Here is an 18698-nt window from a genome sequence, read left to right as displayed (position 1 = left end):
TATTGTTTTATCAAGGTGTCTTAATGTGCCATTTTTTAAATTTAAAAACAGAAATACAACACTTATGAAAATTTTTAAACTATTTGCTATTGCGGTTTGTTTTATTTCGATTTCTGCCAGCGCCCAAGAAATATCAGACCATGCACTTGGACTCCGATTGGGTGACAGTGATGGTTTTGGGGCCGAGATTTCGTATCAAAAATCATTGGGTAGGTATACACGCTTGGAACTCGATTTGGGCTGGAGGGACAGCCGTTATTATGATGCCTTCAAACTTGCGGCCCTACATCAATGGGTGCATAGTATCGATCAAGGCTTTAACTGGTATTATGGGGCCGGAGGAGGTCTGGGCAGTGTCGATTTTGCGCTTAGGCCGAATGATACACCAGATGGTGGTTTGTTTGTATTCGCTGCCGGAGATATCGGTATCGAATATAATTTCGACTTCCCCTTATTGTTATCGTTAGACTTTAGGCCAGAAATAGGCGTAGTTGGCTACGACGGCTTTTCAGACAGTTTCGATTTCGATATCGCCTTGGGTATACGGTACCAATTTTAAAAAAAAAGAAGTATAGCTTTACCAAAAGTCCTTTACATGTAAATGTTAAGGACTTTTTTTATGTGCCTTTATATAACTACATTTGCAGATCTAAAAAAATAATTTGATGAAAAAAGTTTTTATTTCCCTTTGTACATTAATGGCCATCGTTAGCTGCAGTGATAAAAAAGATGGTTACACCATAGCAGGAACTTTGACCGGCGACCTTGAAAATGACACCAAAGTTTTCCTTCGAAAAATGGGAGAAGAAAGACAATTGGTCGATATTGATACGGCTTTGGTACAAAACGGGAAATTTACTTTTACCGGCGAGGCAGGAACTCCAGAACTGCATTATGTCTTTGTAGACCAACTACCAGGAAACATGGTGGTTATTATCGAAGATGGAGAAATTCAACTTAGCGCACAAAAAGATAGCTTAGGCCTTGCTAAACTAGAAGGAACCCCACAAAACGAACTTTTCTCAGATTATATGGAGCAATCTTTGGCCATTTCACAGCGGGCTCAAAGTGTTCAAGGTGACCTTCAGGGTGCCGCCATGAAAAAAGACACGGTATTGATCAATTCTTTACGTGATGAGATGATGGAGCTTCAAGAAGAATACAAAAATTTTGAATTGGATTATATAAAGAATAATCCGACCGGACTAATTTCGGTATTGTTAATTGATAGAGCCATGGCATCAAGAATGGTAGCTACGGATAAAATTCAGGAACTTTATGACGGACTTTCTCCTGAAATCAAGGAAACGACAGTTGCCAAAGATATATTGAAGAACTTGGAAGCATTAAAAGCCAAGGATGAAAGTGCCAAAAGTTCGGCAGTTGGCGCCAAGGCCCCTAATTTTTCGGCCCCTACCCCAAGTGGAGAAGAATTAGCATTAAATGATGCATTAGGCAAAGTAACATTGGTTGATTTCTGGGCAGCATGGTGTAAACCCTGTCGTGCAGAAAACCCGAACATCGTAAAAGTTTACAAAAAATATCATGAAAAAGGTCTTAACGTAATCGGGGTTTCTTTGGATAAGAAAGCCGAAGACTGGAAAAAGGCTATTGAAGATGATGGTTTAATCTGGAACCATGTTTCCAACGTTGCCTATTTTGACGATGCAATCGCCAAACTCTACAATGTAGACGCTATACCCGCTGCTTTTCTATTGGATGAAAATGGTATTATTGTAGCAAAAAACCTCAGAGGAAATGCTTTGGAGGAAAAGGTCGCCGAACTGCTGCAATAGTAGTTGCTAATTATATAAATGAAAATGCCCTGGAAACATATGTTTCCAGGGCATTTTCATTTATATTAAGTTCAGTTAGAATTTGCTTTGAATATCAATAAAATTACCTGAAACTTCCGCTCCGTCAGCTTTGTTGACTTCTCCAAAAACGTTGACAATTGAAGCATCTCCGATAAATTCAATAATTGCTCCTTCCTCCAAAGTCAAATTACCATAAACTGATAAATTGCCTTCAACACGAAAGGTGGCGTTCTTACCAACAACGATGCTATCTATATTGTTTTGACCGACTGAGTTGTTTCGACCGACTGCCAATGTTCCATTCATTTCAAATAAACCATTATCTCCGATTGCAACTTCGCCACTTACGGTCCAAGAGCCACACAACAGTAAAGAACCATCAACTTCTATTTTTCTAAATCTTTTTGCACCTTTATATTCCCTAGTTTGGCCTTCATCTATTTTCAAGCTTGAACTTCCCGAATAGTAAGATAATGATGCACATCTATTGGTTAGGCTTTCATCAGGCCTATTTAATTTTACAATCTGCAGTCCACTTTTTCCAGAAGCTGCGAAAATATAATCACCCTTTGATTCTACATAGTTTATTGATCCTTCCAATTCGATGATTCCCACCAAAGTGGTATTGTCACCTTGATCTTCAGACAAACATAGACCGGCCCCGCCATTAGCCATAAGCAACACATCTTCATTTATCACAACCGCATTGGTCACAACGTCTCCACTATCTACGCCTTCAGGGTTAGTAAATATGGGAACATATTCTATCAGCGATCCGGTAGATACACTATAGATACCTGCGCCTTTTGACCCTTCAGAAACCACAATGTTATCACCTGAAAAAGCCAAAGTTCTTTTGGTATTGTCACCAAAATCCGAATCTATCGCAATTTCCTTTATCATTTGAAAACTATCATCTAAGATGCTAACGCCCTTACTAGCATCTAATACGGCTATAGCTCCATTATTGACAGCTACTGCACGTAAATCGGTAAAGGGGACCTCACTTTGTATTTCAATGTTATTCTTAGAATATGAGGTCAAGAAACCGTCTTTTCCGCTAGTTACGATTACTGCATCAGAAGTTGTTTCCACATCCGTAGCATTATATCCTTCCTGAAAACCATAGGTTATTCCGGCGTCTATATCAAGTCGACCATTCGAGGCGGCAATACGTGCAACAAAAGAGTTTGATGTTGCTGAAACCGACTTTTCAGCATCTACACCACCGACAGCATAGACATAACCATTTTCATACTTGATGGCATTTATATCGGCATTACTATAATTTAGTCGAGAAGTTACCGTGGGATTATTCGGATCACTAATATCGATAATATCGATACCTCCGGCATAACCACCTTCAACTGTGTTATAGGAAACATAGGCATAGTTACCATCAACATGTACATGCGATGCCGTAAGGTTTGTCGCCCCTGAATAAGAAGGTGGGTCGACTTGAGCTACCAATGTCAAAGGATAATCACCGGCTTGCTCACCATCTACTACCTTGCTTGATTTTCCAGCAGTGGATGTGTCATCTTCAAAGATATCAAGAACACCGGCATTGTCGTATATGATACTGTTCTGCAGCACTTGTTGGTTGCTCTCCAGTTGAACATCATCTTGTGGATCGCTAAAAACAGTTGTTTCGTCACTACAAGATGCCACAAGGCCTAAAATAGCAGAAGCTATAAAAACTCTTTTTTTCATAATAAGTAGGTTTACCAGTTAGATTTGGGTTCTAACGTAACGACAAAATTAGGTAGAGCGTATATATCAAACCTACTTTCTTCGATAAAACACAGCTAAATTAGCCTGTATGGAACATATTTCGTTAAAGCGATACTTAAGTCGGTTGTATGGAGAACTTAAATTTTCCCCATTTTCTCCATAACAATCAAAATAACAATGGGAATGGCCAAAAGAATGACCATCAGTGTTTCCGTAAATATTAAATCAGGTTTAAAAAGTAAGGTGACGGCATATCCACCTATAGCGCCCCCGAAATGAGCCGTATGACCAATATTGCCACTCCTACTTTTCATTCCGTAAATGGAATACAGCAAATACCCAATACCTACAATATAGGCTGGAATAGGGATAGGAATAAAAAAGAGCATGAGATCCATACCGGGTTGCAGTAGTATGGCCGCATATAAGACACCCGTAACGGCACCACTGGCACCAACGGCACTATAATAAGGCTCGTCTTTATGAAAGAAAAGGGCCAACAGACTTCCTGCCAATAAGCTAACAAAATAAATGGCAATGAATTTTCCGGGTCCAAACCAGCTAATCACAACATCGGCAAAAAAATAAAGCGTGAACATGTTGAAAAACAAGTGCGCCAAATCGACGTGCAAAAACCCTGAAGTGAACATTCGTTCTTTTTGTCCAGCTTTTATAGGGCCGATACCGAACTTATATCGTTCAAAAAAAGACGTGTCATTAAATCCTTTCAAAGAAACTAGCACATTGGCTACGATAATGGCGATCGTGGCCATATGAAGATTATACATAGTTAAAGCAGTTATTTTATGTTTGGCACCAAATATAGCTATATTTGCTCAGTATAAATGAATACATGCAGCTACTCGTTTTTATCTTGGTTTATCCGCTCTTATGGCTCATTTCCATATTGCCCCATCGTATGTTCTACGGCTTTTCGGATTTTGTGTTTTTCTTGATTTACCACGTTATCGGTTATCGTAAAGAAATTGTACGGGCGAATTTAGAATTAGTTTTTCCGGAAAAATCGGAGGATGAAATCAAAAACATTCAAAAAAAGTTCTATAAACATATGTGCGATATGTTCTTGGAAATGATTAAAACGATGAATCTATCGAAAGCAGAAGTAAAAAAAAGGTATCATATAACAAATCTGGAAGAATTTAGGGAAATCGAAAAAGAAAAAACAGTTCTGGTCGTATGCGCCCATTACGCCAATTGGGAATGGAACGTTAGCATAAATAACTATGTTGACACCAAGGGGTATGCGGTTTATCAAAAGATTGGAAACAAATATTTTGATGCCTTTATCAAAAAGGTCAGGGCTCGATGGAACACCACTTTGATTACCACTTCAGAAACCCCTAAAACGGTAATACAAAACGAAAAGAACGGAATCAAGTCCGGTTATGGAATGGTAAGCGATCAATCACCACAGGTGAGCCGTGCCCAGTATTGGAGTGAGTTTATGGGGGTTACCGTTCCGATTTATAATGGCGCGGAATCACTAGCGCGTAAATTAAATCTGGCCGTGGTGTTTTTAAAAGTCTCGAAAGTAAAGCGGGGCTTTTACGAAGCCACCTTTATTCCTATTACCCGCGAGGGAAAGAACACGGAAAAAAATGAAATTACCGATAAGTTTCTACGCTTGACCGAGCAGCAGATTCGGGAAAAACCGGAGTATTACCTTTGGACACATCGACGATGGAAACACCGGGATAAAGTTCCTGAAAAATTTAAATCGCAAAGTTAGCTATATCGTTTTAGTTCAGGTTAGCCCTTTTATTACCTGCATTTTCTAAAAAAAAGTTATATTGCTACCTGTTTTATGGAAATTCTCGAAACAATTTATCAAGAAGTAATCGGCTTTCTAGGAATTTCCCAGGCTTGGGAAATTTTAAAAACGGGAAACTATGCCGCGTTGAAAACCTATGAAGGTTTCACGGCCTTTATTTTCCCTATCATTCCTTTTTTGGTGCTTTTGGAACTGACGTTAGGTTTAATTTATAAAAAACCTCACTCCAAAGTATACAAAGTAAATTTTCTCATTTATATATTTAATCGGGTCGTAGGTCGCTTTATCGCTATTGCGATGGTAACCTGGATTATTGGATTTTTTCAGCCCTTGGCTCCTTTTCAGACCAGTTTTACCTGGTATTGGTTTATATATGGGTATATCGTATGGGAGTTCGGTCATTTTTTATATCATTATTGGGGCCACAAGGTTCGCTTATTTTGGTGTCTACACTCTACACATCATGCCCCTGAAGAAATGAATCTATCGGTGACTTATGCCCATTTTTTTCTTGAAGCACCTTATGCCGATACGATAAGAACCACTGTTTGTATTTTAGCGGGCGTTGAGCCTACAATGCTCTTTGTAATCATGTTCATTGACGGAACCTACGGTGCTTTTATCCATGTGGGTGAAAACTTAATGAAAAACGCTAGATTAGGATTCTTAGAGAAATTCATGCTTACCCCTTCACATCACAGAGTACACCACGCGAGAAACCCCCTTTACATGGATACTAATTTCTGTAATCTTCTGAATATATGGGACAGGGTTTTTAAAACCTATCAAGAAGAACAAGAAGATGTAAAAATCGAGTATGGCATCACCCGTGAAATGAATTCGGGTAACTTTATGGATGTATATTTTGGTGAGATTGTATCCCTGGCCAAAGATGTTTGGCATGCCCCAGGAATTAAAAACAAACTACTTTATCTTGTAATGCCACCAGGATGGCATCATGAGGGTGACCATAAAACTGCAAAAATTGTACGCGCCAACTACTTTAATTCCCAAAAAGTAAAGATCAAGGCGTAAAAACCAAAGTAGCCATCACGATACAGTGATCGCTAGCATAATTCTCGCATAAAACCTTGTACTCCAAAACTTTCCAGTGTTCGGGCTGATTGTATAGAATGTAGTCAATTTTTTTATGGGGACCTATTGAGGGATACGTGCCCTGTTGGGCTTCTGCAATTTCCGATTTGGTAAAAGCTTTCCTAATAATAGTTATAGCTTCACTATCTGGCTCGGCATTCAAATCTCCCAAAAGCAGCGTAGGATACTGTGATTTTTCTAAATGTTTCACCAAGGCCTTGGCCTGCATGATTCTATCATTTTTTTCTTTTTGATGGTCCAAGTGGGTTCCAACAAATTGAATGATATTTCCTTTTTTTGTTTTGACCCGTACTACCGCTGCCGCTCTTGGTTCTGAATTTGGTAAATGTGGAAGGGCGATATTCTCGGTACTGATAAAGCTATATTTAGAAAGCACTCCTTCTCCATACTCCCCTCCATCGAAATACATGGCCCTTGCAAATAAAGAAGCCATGTGCGTACGATATCCCAGCTCCGTAGGTAAATCGTATTTCTTGGCCCTGTTCGTCTTAAAATCAACTTCTTGCAAAGCAACAAGATCCGGGTCATATGAATTTATTACACCCGCAATCGTGTCAAGGTTAAAATCATTTTTTACGGTAGCTCCATGAAGAATATTAAAACTCATCACCCGCAACGTATCCGATTGAGCTTGACTTTCACTCATGAACAGTCCAAAAAAGAGAATTATCAGAACCTTCCGCATTTTCAATTATATAGCTTATATACCTGCAACGGCCTTAATTTCCTCAATAATTCTATCTGCCAAGTTATCGGCTTCCGATTGACTTTTTGCCTCCGTATAAATTCTAATAATCGGTTCCGTATTTGATTTTCTCAAATGAACCCAATTCTCAGGGAAATCGATTTTAACTCCATCGATAGTAGTGATATCCTCATTTTTATACTTGTCGGCCATAGCCGTTAAAATACCATCAACATCTAAACCTGGGGTTAATTGAATTTTCTTTTTACTCATGAAATAACCAGGGTAGCTATCACGAAGTTCCCTAACGGTACCACCACGCTCCGCCATCAGCATAAGAAACAAAGCAGTGCCAACCAGGGAATCACGGCCATAATGACTTTCTGGATAAATAATACCCCCATTGCCTTCGCCACCAATAATAGCCTTATTCTCCTTCATTTTGGTAACCACGTTCACTTCCCCAACGGCGGAAGCTTCATACGTTCCTCCATGTTTCTCGGTGATATCACGCAAAGCTCTTGAGGAAGACAGGTTTGACACCGTATTTCCTTTGGTCTTCCCCAAAACATAATCTGCACATGCAACCAATGTATATTCTTCGCCGAACATCTCACCGTCATTGGTGATAAAAGCCAATCGGTCAACATCGGGGTCTACAACAATACCAAAATCAGCCTTTTCTTTGACCACCAAATCACAGATATCACCCAAGTGTTCTTTCAAAGGTTCCGGGTTATGCGGAAAATGTCCAGTAGGGTCACAATAGAGTTTTATCACTTCTACATCAAATGCCTCCAATAACTTCGGAATTGCAATCCCCCCCGTTGAATTCACTGCATCGACAACTACCTTGAACTTAGCCTTTTTAATCGTTTCGGCATCAACTAAAGAAAGATTTAAGACTTCATCGATATGTATGTCGATGTAAGCGTCATTCTTTGTTATTGAACCCAAATCATCAACTTCAGAAAAATCAAACTCTTCCTTTTCCGCAATTTCGAGAATTACGGCTCCTTGGGCAGCATCTAAAAATTCTCCTTTTTCGTTTAAAAGCTTTAAGGCGTTCCATTGTTTGGGGTTATGACTCGCCGTCAATATGATACCTCCATCCGCTTTTTCCAAAGGCACTGCTATCTCTACCGTGGGCGTAGTAGATAAATCTAAATCGATTACTTCAATACCCAGGCCGACAAGTGTTGAAACTACCAAATTCTGAATCATTTCACCTGAGAGCCTAGCATCACGACCGACAACCACTTTCAATTTATCCTTTTTAGAATAATCTTTTAGCCACGTACCGTATGCCGCAGCAAATTTAACGGTATCTATAGGTGTAAGGTTATCGTTGGTTTTCCCTCCAATTGTTCCACGTATGCCTGATATTGATTTTATTAGTGTCATGTATTTGAAAAGTTTTTGCAAATATACAGGTCTAAGGTTAACCTTAAGTTACTTATTAGTATTTTCGATATTTAAATTTTCAATATTCTATGAACTATTTGGCGCATATTTTTTTATCATTCGACCATGCGGAAGTGACTATCGGCAATTTTATAGCAGATAGTGTACGCGGCAAAAAATATAAGCACCTACCCTTACCTATTCAAAAAGGGATTATATTACACCGCGCCATAGACACGTTTACCGATGCGCACCCCACTGTACGTAAGAGTACCAAGCGACTCCACAAAAATTACAGTCATTATAGTGGGGTCATAGTGGATATTTTTTATGATCACTTTCTTGCCAAGAATTGGGCAAATTATTCCCCTGTACCCTTGCCCCTTTTTGTGGATAATTTCTACGATTTACTGGAAGATAATTTTTCGGTTCTTCCACTTAATGTACAACGTATGATGCCTTACATGATTACCGATAATTGGATTTTGAGCTATGCCGAGTTAGACGGCATAGCACGTGTATTGGAAGGCATGAACCGTAGAACAAAGAACCGCTCAAAGATGAATTTCGCCATTGTCGATCTCGAAGAACATTATGATAAATTTGAAAAGGAATTTGCCTCATTCTTTGAAGAATTAACCGTTTACTCCAAACAAAAGTACATCTCATTATGCGAATAACAGCGCTAACTCTCTTGTTCATTCTATTAACAGGTTGTAAAACAAAACCTGCCCAACCAACAGGGCTGGTCACGGAAAGTGCCATGGTCGTTTCGGCGCGCGAGGAAGCCTCTAGAATTGGCACTGAAATTCTTAAAAAAGGGGGCAATGCTTTTGATGCTATGGTGGCGACCGAAATGGCCCTTGCCGTTGCCTACCCATTCGCAGGGAATCTGGGAGGTGGCGGATTCATGGTATATAGGAAATCAAATGGAGAAGTCGGTGGTTTAGACTATCGAGAAAAAGCTCCTTTGGCCGCCCATAAAGATATGTATCTCGATTCGGTGGGAAATGTAATTCCTGATATGAGCACTAAAGGGGCTACTGCCGTCGGAGTTCCGGGAACCGTAGCCGGAGTCTATGAGGTTCATAAAAAATTTGGAAGTTTACCCTTTAAAGATTTACTGGCACCTGTAATACAATTGGCAGAGAAAGGGGTAGTCGTTACCCAAAAGCAAGCTGCCCGTTTGGCAAGTTATCGAGAAGTAATGTTGGCAGTCAACGGTGATAGCCTAGCTTTTCCGATTGCTTGTCAAGCTGGTGACACCATTAAATATGACGTCTTGGCCAATACTTTGAAACGTATTGCCGAGCATGGCCGTGATGGTTTTTACAAAGGTGAAACCGCAAAAAAACTGGCTGCCTTTGTACAAAAAGGAGGAGGCTATATTACAGAAGATGATCTTGAAAATTACGTAGCGAAATGGCGGGAACCCATTGTTTTTAATTATAAGGATTTAAAAATTATCTCCATGAGTCCACCCAGTAGCGGTGGTTTTACGATCAACCAGATTCTAAAAATGATAGAACCTTATGATATTTCGGAATTTGGACATAATTCCATCAAAACCATACAGTTGTTCACGGAAGCTTCGCGGAGAGCCTATGCCGATCGCAACTATTTTTTGGGAGATCCTGATTTTGTAGCTATTCCTTTAAAAGAATTGTTGAGCGAACCATATTTGAAAGAGCGCATGCAAAATTTTTCTTTTGATAAGGCGGCGGCATCTTCAGAAGTGGCGCATGGCCAAGTAGAAGTTTTAGAAAGTATGGAGACTACCCACTACTCTATTGTTGACGCTAACGGAAACGCAGTTTCGGCCACCACAACCATAAACGGGGGTTACGGCTCTAAACTATATTCTAATGAACTCGGATTTTTCCTTAATAATGAAATGGACGACTTTAGCGCTAAAGCAGGTGTTCCGAATATGTTCGGACTCGTTGGAGCAGAAGCAAATAGTATTGCCCCAGAAAAACGAATGTTGAGCAGTATGACACCAACTATTGTCGAGAAAGACGGAAAGTTATGGCTAGTAGTGGGCACTCCCGGCGGGTCGACTATTATTACCGCCGTTGCCCAAACCATACTGAATGCATATGAGTTTAATATGAGCATGCAAGATGCCGTAAACGCACCACGCTTTCATCATCAGTGGCTCCCCGATGTGGTCACCTTCGAACCAAACGGATTCTCTCCTGAGCTGATTCAAGAACTTAAGGAAAAAGATTATATCATTAATGAAGATCGCACCCCGATTATCGGGAAGGTAGATGCCATTCGTGTATTACCAGATGGGCGTCTAGAAGGGGGCGCAGACCGTCGTGGTGACGATACCGCAGTCGGTTACTAAGATTTGCATAAAGAAAAGGAGTTACAGCATTTCATTAATGGACCAATTTATATACGCACTATAATAAATTTTAGTAAAAGCATATGACCATTGAAACACTTGATAGATCGGCCCTAACACCAATTATCGGACAACAGATTCGTTCCCTTTTCAATCAACTTAATTCTGATATAAATCAGTTGGTTATCGATAAAGTACTCGTGCCAGACAATACGATCGTTTTTGCTATTTGTAAGGAAGACGATATAATTATCGGAATGGCGGCAATGGCTACCTACAAAGTAATATCAGGCCACAAGGGAATGATTGAGGATGTAGTCGTGTCTACCGATCATCGGGGCAAGGGGATAGGAAAGAAACTGATGCAAAAATTATTGAAAGAAGGAAAAAAACAACAACTGAATGAAATTCTCTTGTTTTCGGGCCACCATCGGCTCCCCGCAATAGCTCTTTACAAAAGCTTAGGTTTTCAACTCAAAAACAGTGGCCTTTATACTTTAAAAGTAGGTTGATTCGCTTCAATTATGCCTTAATTGGCTTTTCAACTCTTCCATTGATTCCTGTAACTGTCGCAAAAGTCCCTTTTCGGTCGTTGCATCGACTCCAAAAGTAATTTTACTACTAACCTGCCAGATTTCCTGAATCTGAAAAGGTTTGATTTCATATGGAGGATATGTTTCGTTCAAGGAAATCAACGTCACATTGTTTGAGTTGGGTCGTTTTTCAATTTTCTTGACCAGAACGGCATCTTGAAGTACCACTACATACATTTTATTGGGGCTCACTTCATCAATATTTTCAACAGCCTTTGCCAAAACCCATTCCCCAGGTTTTAAATTGGGCAGCATGCTATCCCCTTCCACTTGAAAACCACGATAGGTGGCGTTTCGGAATTCCGGTATCGGAAAATCGAAGGCAGGCAACTGTTGGTACCAACTTGTGTCTTGAATATTTTGGGGATATCCTGCCGCGGCCTTGGCATTCACCAAAACCATATTTTCTCTTTCCTGAGAATCAACAGTCACCACCTTGGGTATTACACTGACCCTAGAAGTCTCCAAATATTGTTGCTCGCTTTCCCCGAACAACCATAATGGATTAATCTTAAACTGTTTCAATAGTTCTGTTACGACTTTTCCCGACAATTTGGTGCGGCCACGTTCAATATCGGCAGTGGTACTTGAAATACCCAACAACTTGGCAAATTCAGCCTGTGTGTATCCCAAATCACGTCGAATGTCTATAAACCGCTTGAGCGTAAGTTCATTTTCCATATCCAAATATACACATTTTGGAATATATCCAAAATTTAATAGGAATATTTCCATAATTAGGAATATTTCCATATTTTTGGATTATATACCAATTCATATGTCTTTTGAACGCATTCGTGAAAAATTGAACATCTTGGCCGATGCCGCCAAATATGATGTTTCCTGTGCTAGTAGTGGCGGTAATCGTAAAAACACCAACAATGGTCTTGGTGACAGCAGTGCTATGGGCATTTGTCATAGTTATACGGAAGACGGTCGTTGTGTATCGTTGCTAAAAATCTTATTCACCAACCATTGTATTTTCGATTGTGCCTACTGCGTAACACGAAAGAGTAATGATATTAAGCGCGCTGCTTTTAAGATTCAAGAAGTAGTTGACCTGACCATTAATTTTTATAGAAGAAATTATATCGAAGGACTTTTCCTTAGTTCAGGGATTTTTAAAAATCCCGATTATACCATGGAGCGTTTGATCGCCGTAGCCAAAAAACTACGATTGGAAGAAAATTTCAACGGATATATTCACTTGAAATCCATTCCCGGTGCAAGTGATGAACTCATGTATGAGGCTGGGCTTTATGCCGACCGACTTTCAGTAAATATCGAAATTCCGACTATCTCGGGTTTAAAACTTTTAGCACCGGATAAGAAACATGAAGATTTCACCAAACCTATGCGAAAGGTAAGTAATGAGATAATAAAGTATAATGATGAACGCAAAATCATTAAAACTACCCCAAGATACGCTCCGGCAGGTCAAAGTACCCAGATGATTGTGGGAGCCACAGGCGAATCGGACCGAGATATCATGTATTCCGCCAATCACTATTACAAAGCTTATCACATGAAAAGGGTATATTATTCAGGTTATATACCAGTAGCCAACGATAACCGTCTACCCTCCATAGGATCTCAAGTGCCCGTATTACGTGAAAATAGATTGTACCAAACGGACTGGCTGATGCGATTTTACGGATTTAAAGTAGAAGAACTATTAAATAGTGAACATCCTAATTTAGATAAGGATATTGACCCTAAACTTGGTTGGGCACTGCGAAACTTAGATCTTTTTCCTGTTGATATTAATCGTGCCGATAAATCGTTGTTGGCGCGCATTCCGGGTATTGGCATGCAATCGGTCGCGAAAATCTTGAATGCGCGGCAGTTTCGCAGATTGAACTGGGAGCATTTAAAAAGAATAGGGATTGCCATTAATCGCGCTCGATATTTCATTGTTTGCGATTCGCGTCATTGGGAATATAGGGATCTGCCAGCAGAAAAAATTAAAGGGATGATTTTACAACATTCCACAAGTAAATATAGAAGTCTTATTGGTTCACAACTTAAACTTTTCAATTCATGACACACTACAATACAATCGGAAAAGATATGGATGTCTTGGTAAAAGATCAGGGCTCGGTATTCGGAAAATCCAAAATATTGACTTATGATGGTAGTTTCAACGGGTTTTTAACTGCCGTGTTTAAGGTTTATGAGGAAAAAATAACGGTATCCGATATTCAACGCTTCGGAGAAGTTCAAAACGCCCTGTTTGCGGATAACGAAAGAGTCTACACGAATAATGAAAAGGCTAAACGCGTATGGAAGGGTATTCAGGCAAAAAATCAGCAAGCCCTTAAGAACATATATTTTGCCTTTTTAAGCGAGAAAAAAGGTATTGAACTAATGCTACTTCATTATATTCAAAAGATGTTCGTAAATAAAGCTTCCGTACATATTGATTTTTCGGATGCAACGGTACTCAAGATTTCTCAATTGTCAAAAAGTGTGGGCCGCGAAAAACATCGGATGGAGGCCTTCGTTCGGTTTCAATTGACCAAGGATGGGATTTATTTTGCCAACATTGACCCTGATTTCAATGTCTTGCCATTAATAAGCAAACATTTTCGAAATAGATATGCCGATCAAGAATGGATTATTTATGATATCAAACGTAAATATGGCTTGTATTATAATGGCTCGTCTATGGAACTTATTTCGCTCGATATGGCCGAGGTATATACCAACAGCATTCGAAAAAGTGACCGTTTTTTAGAGGAAGAATACGATTATCAAACCCTATGGAACAATTACTTCAAAAGCACCAATATCAAAAGCCGCATCAATAAAAAATTACATACGCAGCACGTGCCAAAACGGTATTGGAAATATTTAAGCGAAAAAAAGGCGATTTGATTATTTTCAACCTTTTTGTCTCCTGTGTTTTGTTGTGGTTACTAAGTGCTATGAAAGATTAGTTATTTTGATTTATCGCCAATGAAATTGTCAGTCTGATTTTTAAACAAGACATTAAAAGTCGTAAGGCTACCATAGATTCTTGTAATGTATTGCTGCAGGTCAACTTTTTCTTGATCATCTAGGTTTTTGCTGGCATTTATTTTTTGTTCCATTACACGAATACGATCACGAACCATTACTATTTTATGAAAAAAAGTATCTATGGGAATAGATTTATTGGAAAGGCTGGGGTCACCTGGTTCCAGAACAAGGTTTCCTTTTTTCCATTTATCGGCAATTGGGGTAAGCGAAGAGGCATCACTCCATTTTCTCAAAATAGTAATAAGCGACTGTTCTACCTCGGAAAAACTGACGGTATCGACATCATCGTCCACTGCTTCAATTACCTCGAAATCAGAATCCAAATCAATAGTTTCCAATCCCTTATCAATAAAAGTTACCCAATAATGTTTTGAAGTAATGTTAGTGACAACGCCTTTGCCAAATTCAGAATGTTCGATGCGCGACCCTATGCCTAAAAGCTGCATATTATTTTTTTTATAGTTAAGGCCTCTAATTTAGAACTAACACTCCAATTAACAAAGATATAAGTGCACACCAATTAATTATTAACCCTCAAAATCGTAACTTTGCAACTTTGCTTTGAAAAATGATAAACTACGAGGAAAATATAGAGGTCAAGGGCGCTCGTGTCCATAATCTCAAAAACATAGATATTACCATTCCACGGGAAAAATTGGTGGTCATTACCGGACTTTCCGGAAGTGGTAAATCATCCCTCGCCTTTGACACCATATATGCCGAAGGACAGCGTAGATATATCGAAACTTTTTCTGCCTACGCACGTCAATTTTTGGGTGGATTAGAGCGCCCGGATGTTGATAAGATCGATGGCCTCTCCCCCGTTATCGCCATTGAACAGAAAACTACCTCAAAATCACCTCGTTCGACGGTCGGTACCATAACCGAAATCTACGATTTTCTAAGACTGCTTTTTGCTAGGGCCGGCGATGCCTACAGCTATAATACTGGCGAAAAAATGGTAAGCTATAGTGATTCGCAAATAAAGGAGCTCATCAAAAGCGACTATGTCGAAAAAAAAATCAATGTGCTCGCGCCTATTGTCAAATCTAGAAAAGGGCACTATCGCGAACTTTTCGAACAAATCGCCAAACAGGGATTTATTAAAGTGAGGGTTGACGGCGAAGTTAAAGACCTTGTAAAGGGAATGAAGGTCGACCGTTATAAGACCCACGACATTGAGATTGTTATTGATCGTCTTAAAGTCAATGACAGTGAAGATTTGGATAAACGGCTCACGGAAACCATAAACACGGCCATGTACAGTGGCAATGATGTACTCATGATTCTCGAAGAGGGCACTGTAGAACCACGCTATTTTAGCCGAGACTTAATGTGTCCTACTACAGGAATCTCTTATCCGAAACCTGAACCCAACACATTTTCCTTTAATTCACCCAAAGGCATGTGTTCGAATTGCAATGGTTTGGGCCATGTATACGAAGTCAATGAAAAAAAGATATTTCCTGACAAGAAACAGTCTATAAAAGGTGGTGGTATCGCACCCTTGGGGCCCTACAAAAAATCGTGGGCCTTCAAACAAATCGAAACCATTGCGCAGCGTTATGATTTTGAGTTGACCGACCCTCTTTCGAAAATTCCTCAGGCCGCACTAGATGTTCTTTTAAATGGGGGTCATGAAAGTTTTGAGGTAGATTCTAAAACCTTGGGAGTTAAGAGAACCTATAAAATCGATTATGAAGGTATTTCCAATTTCATAAAAAATCAGTTTGAGGAAGCTGCCTCCACATCCATAAAACGTTGGGCAAAAGAGTATATGGACAAAGTTCTGTGTCCGGTTTGTGAGGGTTCACGCCTTCGAAAGGAATCACTTAACTTTAAAATATGGGAGAAAAACATTGCTGAACTCGCTCATCTTGACATTACCGAATTGGCTGATTTTTTCGAAGATCTAAATAAAAAGCTAAAAGGTGACCAATTAAAAATAGCGGAGGAGATAATTAAGGAAATCAAAACAAGAATTCGGTTTTTACTCGATGTGGGATTGGATTATCTATCCTTGAATCGCAGTTCGAAATCATTATCCGGTGGAGAGGCGCAGCGCATACGTTTGGCAACTCAGATCGGTTCGCAACTCGTAGGTGTACTCTACATTCTCGATGAGCCCAGTATTGGGCTTCACCAGCGCGATAACAATAGATTGATTAAATCCCTTGAAGCATTAAGAGATCTTGGCAACTCGGTCATAGTGGTAGAGCACGATCGTGATATGATTGAACGCGCCGACCATGTTATCGATATCGGACCTAGGGCCGGCAGACATGGCGGTGAAATTATTTCGGAAGGCAAACCTGAAGAACTGCTAGATCATCATACCCTAACCGCCGATTATATTACGGGTAGAAAAGAAATACCTGTTCCTGCAAAACGGAGATCAGGCAACGGTAAGCAAATTGTACTAACGGGGTGTACCGGAAACAATTTAAAAAATGTTACCGTTGAATTTCCTCTTGGAAAAATGATCGGAGTTACCGGTGTTTCAGGTAGTGGCAAATCTACTTTGATCAATGAAACACTCTATCCGATTATGAACGCCTACTATTTCAATGGAGTGAAAAAACCAATGCCTTATAAAAAAATTAAGGGTCTTGAGCATGTTGATAAAGTTATCGACATCAATCAATCCCCTATAGGGCGAACACCGCGTTCAAACCCAGCTACCTATACCGGGGTCTTCGGCGAAATACGCGCCCTATTTGCAAAAACCCCCGAGGCGGCTATTCGTGGTTACAAACCAGGTCGTTTCAGTTTTAACGTCAAAGGAGGACGCTGTGAAACATGTCAAGGAGGCGGACTTAGGGTCATAGAAATGAATTTCTTGCCCGACGTCTACGTAGATTGCGAAACTTGCAACGGAAAACGATTTAATAGGGAAACTCTTGAGATACGTTATAAGGGCAAGTCAATCGCAGATGTTTTGGATATGACGATGAACGAGGCGGTTGAATTCTTCGAATTGATTCCTAAAATCCATAGAAAATTAAAAACTATACAAGATGTCGGTTTGGGCTATATTTCACTTGGGCAACAATCAACAACACTTTCGGGAGGAGAGGCCCAAAGGGTAAAACTTGCCACGGAATTATCGAAGCGGGATACTGGCAATACTTTTTATATCTTGGACGAACCGACTACAGGACTTCATTTCGAAGACATCAGGGTATTAATGGAAGTTTTAAACCGTTTGGTTGATAAAGGAAATACCGTATTGGTCATTGAACACAACATGGATGTTATAAAGATGGTCGATCATATTATTGATATCGGATACGAAGGTGGCCGCGGCGGCGGTAAAGTTGTTGCAAAAGGAACTCCTGAAGTGGTTGCAGAAGACACTAAAAGTTATACGGCAGAGTTTTTGAAGAAGGAATTGTATCCTGAAGAAAGATTGGAAGCATAAATTCCATTTTAAAGAAAAAAAAAGACAAGTTTATATTTTTAAAAACATAGATTTAAACAGAAGATATACCAAATGAGGAAAGAACAGCATCATAAAGGTTGGAACGAAATAAAAACCAATGATTCATGGGCCCTTTTTAAGATAATGGGGGAATTTGTGAACGGCTTTGAGAAGATGAGTGTTATCGGTCCGTGTGTTTCCATCTTTGGATCGGCGCGTACCAAGGAAGGCAATGAATATTACGAACTTGCCGTAAATATTGCCAAAAGTATTGCAGAGGCAGGTTATGGCATTATAACTGGAGGAGGTCCAGGCGTTATGGAAGCGGGAAATAAAGGCGCGCATTTGGCCGGAGGAACTTCAGTAGGCTTAAACATTGACTTACCTTTCGAACAACATGACAATCCATATATCGATGGAGATAAAAGCTTAGATTTTGATTACTTTTTTGTGCGTAAGGTGATGTTCGTTAAATATTCTCAGGGATTTGTGGTTATGCCAGGCGGATTTGGTACACTTGATGAACTTTTTGAAGCCATCACACTTATACAGACCAATAAAATTGAAAAATTTCCGATTATCTTGGTAGGTTCTGACTTTTGGAAAGGCCTTTTTGACTGGGTAAAAAATACTATGTTGGAAGCAGGAAACGTCAGCGCCCATGATCTTGATTTGATTAAAATTGCTGATACGGCGGAAGAAGTTGTGGAAATTATTGATTCTTTTTATAAAGGACGGTCTTTAAGTCCTAATTTTTAATTT

At 39.7% G+C, this 18698-nt stretch carries 17 protein-coding genes; 11 read left to right on the top strand and 6 right to left on the bottom strand.

What is annotated here, in order from left to right; translation table 11 throughout:
* Positions 1 to 64 precede the first annotated feature (64 nt).
* Together BLS33_RS00435 and BLS33_RS00430 are read left to right on the top strand one after the other, a co-directional pair.
* The gene (locus BLS33_RS00435; RefSeq protein WP_089884180.1) at positions 65 to 559 is read left to right on the top strand and encodes a hypothetical protein; all 495 of its coding nucleotides are present in this window, start codon (positions 65 to 67) and stop codon (positions 557 to 559) included.
* Positions 560 to 665: 106 nt separating this feature from the next.
* Entirely contained in the window at positions 666 to 1796 is a 1131-nt protein-coding gene (locus BLS33_RS00430; RefSeq protein WP_089884178.1) for a TlpA disulfide reductase family protein, read from the top strand.
* Between the two features lie 75 nt (positions 1797 to 1871).
* Here BLS33_RS00430 and BLS33_RS00425 read toward each other — a convergent pair whose 3' ends face one another.
* Positions 1872 to 3530, bottom strand: coding sequence for an LVIVD repeat-containing protein (locus BLS33_RS00425; RefSeq protein ID WP_089884176.1), 1659 nt, complete (start codon positions 3528 to 3530; stop codon positions 1872 to 1874).
* A gap of 158 nt (positions 3531 to 3688) precedes the next feature.
* Complete coding sequence (locus BLS33_RS00420) at positions 3689 to 4339, bottom strand: rhomboid family intramembrane serine protease (RefSeq protein WP_089884174.1); 651 nt, start codon at positions 4337 to 4339, stop codon at positions 3689 to 3691.
* Between the two features lie 65 nt (positions 4340 to 4404).
* Here BLS33_RS00420 and BLS33_RS00415 point away from each other — a divergent pair, with 65 nt between their 5' ends.
* Together BLS33_RS00415 and BLS33_RS00410 are read left to right on the top strand one after the other, a co-directional pair.
* Positions 4405 to 5301 carry a lysophospholipid acyltransferase family protein gene (locus tag BLS33_RS00415; RefSeq protein ID WP_089884172.1) on the top strand — a complete coding sequence of 299 codons (897 nt, stop codon included), beginning with the start codon at positions 4405 to 4407 and terminating at the stop codon, positions 5299 to 5301.
* 75 nt (positions 5302 to 5376) lie between these two features.
* Positions 5377 to 6378 carry a sterol desaturase family protein gene (locus BLS33_RS00410; protein ID WP_089884170.1) on the top strand — a complete coding sequence of 334 codons (1002 nt, stop codon included), beginning with the start codon at positions 5377 to 5379 and terminating at the stop codon, positions 6376 to 6378.
* Here BLS33_RS00410 and BLS33_RS00405 read toward each other — a convergent pair.
* Together BLS33_RS00405 and glmM are read right to left on the bottom strand one after the other, a co-directional pair.
* Positions 6368 to 7105, bottom strand: coding sequence for an endonuclease/exonuclease/phosphatase family protein (locus BLS33_RS00405; protein WP_245731226.1), 738 nt, complete (start codon positions 7103 to 7105; stop codon positions 6368 to 6370). The two genes, BLS33_RS00410 and BLS33_RS00405, sit on opposite strands and share 11 nt — an antisense overlap.
* 54 nt (positions 7106 to 7159) lie before the next feature.
* Positions 7160 to 8548, bottom strand: coding sequence for a phosphoglucosamine mutase (gene glmM / locus BLS33_RS00400; RefSeq protein WP_089884166.1), 1389 nt, complete (start codon positions 8546 to 8548; stop codon positions 7160 to 7162).
* A gap of 89 nt (positions 8549 to 8637) precedes the next feature.
* Here glmM and BLS33_RS00395 point away from each other — a divergent pair, with 89 nt between their 5' ends.
* The 3 genes from BLS33_RS00395 to BLS33_RS00385 all read left to right on the top strand — a co-directional run bounded on the left by BLS33_RS00395 (position 8638) and on the right by BLS33_RS00385 (position 11413).
* Entirely contained in the window at positions 8638 to 9228 is a 591-nt protein-coding gene (locus BLS33_RS00395) for an acyl carrier protein phosphodiesterase (protein ID WP_089884164.1), read from the top strand.
* Positions 9219 to 10901, top strand: a complete 1683-nt coding sequence (ggt, locus tag BLS33_RS00390) for a gamma-glutamyltransferase (protein WP_089884162.1) — start codon at positions 9219 to 9221, stop codon at positions 10899 to 10901. The genes BLS33_RS00395 and ggt overlap by 10 nt, the downstream gene beginning before the upstream one ends.
* An 83-nt stretch (positions 10902 to 10984) precedes the next feature.
* Positions 10985 to 11413 carry a GNAT family N-acetyltransferase gene (locus tag BLS33_RS00385; protein WP_089884160.1) on the top strand — a complete coding sequence of 143 codons (429 nt, stop codon included), beginning with the start codon at positions 10985 to 10987 and terminating at the stop codon, positions 11411 to 11413.
* A 6-nt stretch (positions 11414 to 11419) separates the two neighbouring features.
* Here the strand turns inward: BLS33_RS00385 and BLS33_RS00380 are convergent, their stop codons facing one another.
* Positions 11420 to 12175, bottom strand: a complete 756-nt coding sequence (locus BLS33_RS00380) for an XRE family transcriptional regulator (protein WP_089884158.1) — start codon at positions 12173 to 12175, stop codon at positions 11420 to 11422.
* 97 nt (positions 12176 to 12272) lie between these two features.
* On the opposite strand from BLS33_RS00380, the gene BLS33_RS00375 reads away from it, so the two are divergent.
* Positions 12273 to 13538, top strand: a complete 1266-nt coding sequence (locus BLS33_RS00375) for a putative DNA modification/repair radical SAM protein (protein WP_089884156.1) — start codon at positions 12273 to 12275, stop codon at positions 13536 to 13538.
* Positions 13535 to 14371 (top strand): TIGR03915 family putative DNA repair protein, encoded by an 837-nt coding sequence (locus BLS33_RS00370; RefSeq protein ID WP_317039816.1) that lies wholly within the window; start codon positions 13535 to 13537, stop codon positions 14369 to 14371. Before BLS33_RS00375 ends, BLS33_RS00370 begins: the two co-directional genes overlap by 4 nt.
* A gap of 62 nt (positions 14372 to 14433) precedes the next feature.
* On the opposite strand, the gene BLS33_RS00365 is transcribed toward BLS33_RS00370, so the two are convergent.
* Positions 14434 to 14961 (bottom strand): hypothetical protein, encoded by a 528-nt coding sequence (locus BLS33_RS00365; RefSeq protein ID WP_089884154.1) that lies wholly within the window; start codon positions 14959 to 14961, stop codon positions 14434 to 14436.
* 122 nt (positions 14962 to 15083) lie between these two features.
* Here BLS33_RS00365 and uvrA point away from each other — a divergent pair, with 122 nt between their 5' ends.
* Both uvrA and BLS33_RS00355 read left to right on the top strand, forming a co-directional pair.
* The gene (gene uvrA / locus BLS33_RS00360; protein ID WP_089884152.1) at positions 15084 to 17936 is read left to right on the top strand and encodes an excinuclease ABC subunit UvrA; all 2853 of its coding nucleotides are present in this window, start codon (positions 15084 to 15086) and stop codon (positions 17934 to 17936) included.
* 72 nt (positions 17937 to 18008) lie between these two features.
* On the top strand, positions 18009 to 18695 hold the full coding sequence (locus tag BLS33_RS00355; RefSeq protein ID WP_089884149.1) for an LOG family protein: 687 nt from the start codon (positions 18009 to 18011) through the stop codon (positions 18693 to 18695).
* Positions 18696 to 18698 lie beyond the last annotated feature (3 nt).

The sequence above is a fragment of the Kriegella aquimaris genome (assembly GCF_900103215.1).
Lineage (GTDB): Bacteria > Bacteroidota > Bacteroidia > Flavobacteriales > Flavobacteriaceae > Kriegella > Kriegella aquimaris.
This window is presented reverse-complemented; position numbering and strand designations above follow the sequence as displayed.

Excerpts from the sequence above, each read along its gene's own strand:
- BLS33_RS00380 (WP_089884158.1), bottom strand. The coding sequence starts at position 12,175 with ATGGAAAATGAACTTACGCTCAAGCGGTTTATAGACATTCGACGTGAT.
- BLS33_RS00355 (WP_089884149.1), top strand. The coding sequence starts at position 18,009 with ATGAGGAAAGAACAGCATCATAAAGGTTGGAACGAAATAAAAACCAAT.
- BLS33_RS00435 (WP_089884180.1), top strand. The coding sequence starts at position 65 with ATGAAAATTTTTAAACTATTTGCTATTGCGGTTTGTTTTATTTCGATT.
- ggt (WP_089884162.1), top strand. The coding sequence starts at position 9,219 with ATGCGAATAACAGCGCTAACTCTCTTGTTCATTCTATTAACAGGTTGT.
- BLS33_RS00430 (WP_089884178.1), top strand. The coding sequence starts at position 666 with ATGAAAAAAGTTTTTATTTCCCTTTGTACATTAATGGCCATCGTTAGC.
- uvrA (WP_089884152.1), top strand. The coding sequence starts at position 15,084 with ATGATAAACTACGAGGAAAATATAGAGGTCAAGGGCGCTCGTGTCCAT.
- BLS33_RS00395 (WP_089884164.1), top strand. The coding sequence starts at position 8,638 with ATGAACTATTTGGCGCATATTTTTTTATCATTCGACCATGCGGAAGTG.
- glmM (WP_089884166.1), bottom strand. The coding sequence starts at position 8,548 with ATGACACTAATAAAATCAATATCAGGCATACGTGGAACAATTGGAGGG.
- BLS33_RS00370 (WP_317039816.1), top strand. The coding sequence starts at position 13,535 with ATGACACACTACAATACAATCGGAAAAGATATGGATGTCTTGGTAAAA.
- BLS33_RS00385 (WP_089884160.1), top strand. The coding sequence starts at position 10,985 with ATGACCATTGAAACACTTGATAGATCGGCCCTAACACCAATTATCGGA.
- BLS33_RS00415 (WP_089884172.1), top strand. The coding sequence starts at position 4,405 with ATGCAGCTACTCGTTTTTATCTTGGTTTATCCGCTCTTATGGCTCATT.
- BLS33_RS00410 (WP_089884170.1), top strand. The coding sequence starts at position 5,377 with ATGGAAATTCTCGAAACAATTTATCAAGAAGTAATCGGCTTTCTAGGA.
- BLS33_RS00365 (WP_089884154.1), bottom strand. The coding sequence starts at position 14,961 with ATGCAGCTTTTAGGCATAGGGTCGCGCATCGAACATTCTGAATTTGGC.
- BLS33_RS00375 (WP_089884156.1), top strand. The coding sequence starts at position 12,273 with ATGTCTTTTGAACGCATTCGTGAAAAATTGAACATCTTGGCCGATGCC.
- BLS33_RS00405 (WP_245731226.1), bottom strand. The coding sequence starts at position 7,105 with ATGAGTGAAAGTCAAGCTCAATCGGATACGTTGCGGGTGATGAGTTTT.
- BLS33_RS00425 (WP_089884176.1), bottom strand. The coding sequence starts at position 3,530 with ATGAAAAAAAGAGTTTTTATAGCTTCTGCTATTTTAGGCCTTGTGGCA.
- BLS33_RS00420 (WP_089884174.1), bottom strand. The coding sequence starts at position 4,339 with ATGTATAATCTTCATATGGCCACGATCGCCATTATCGTAGCCAATGTG.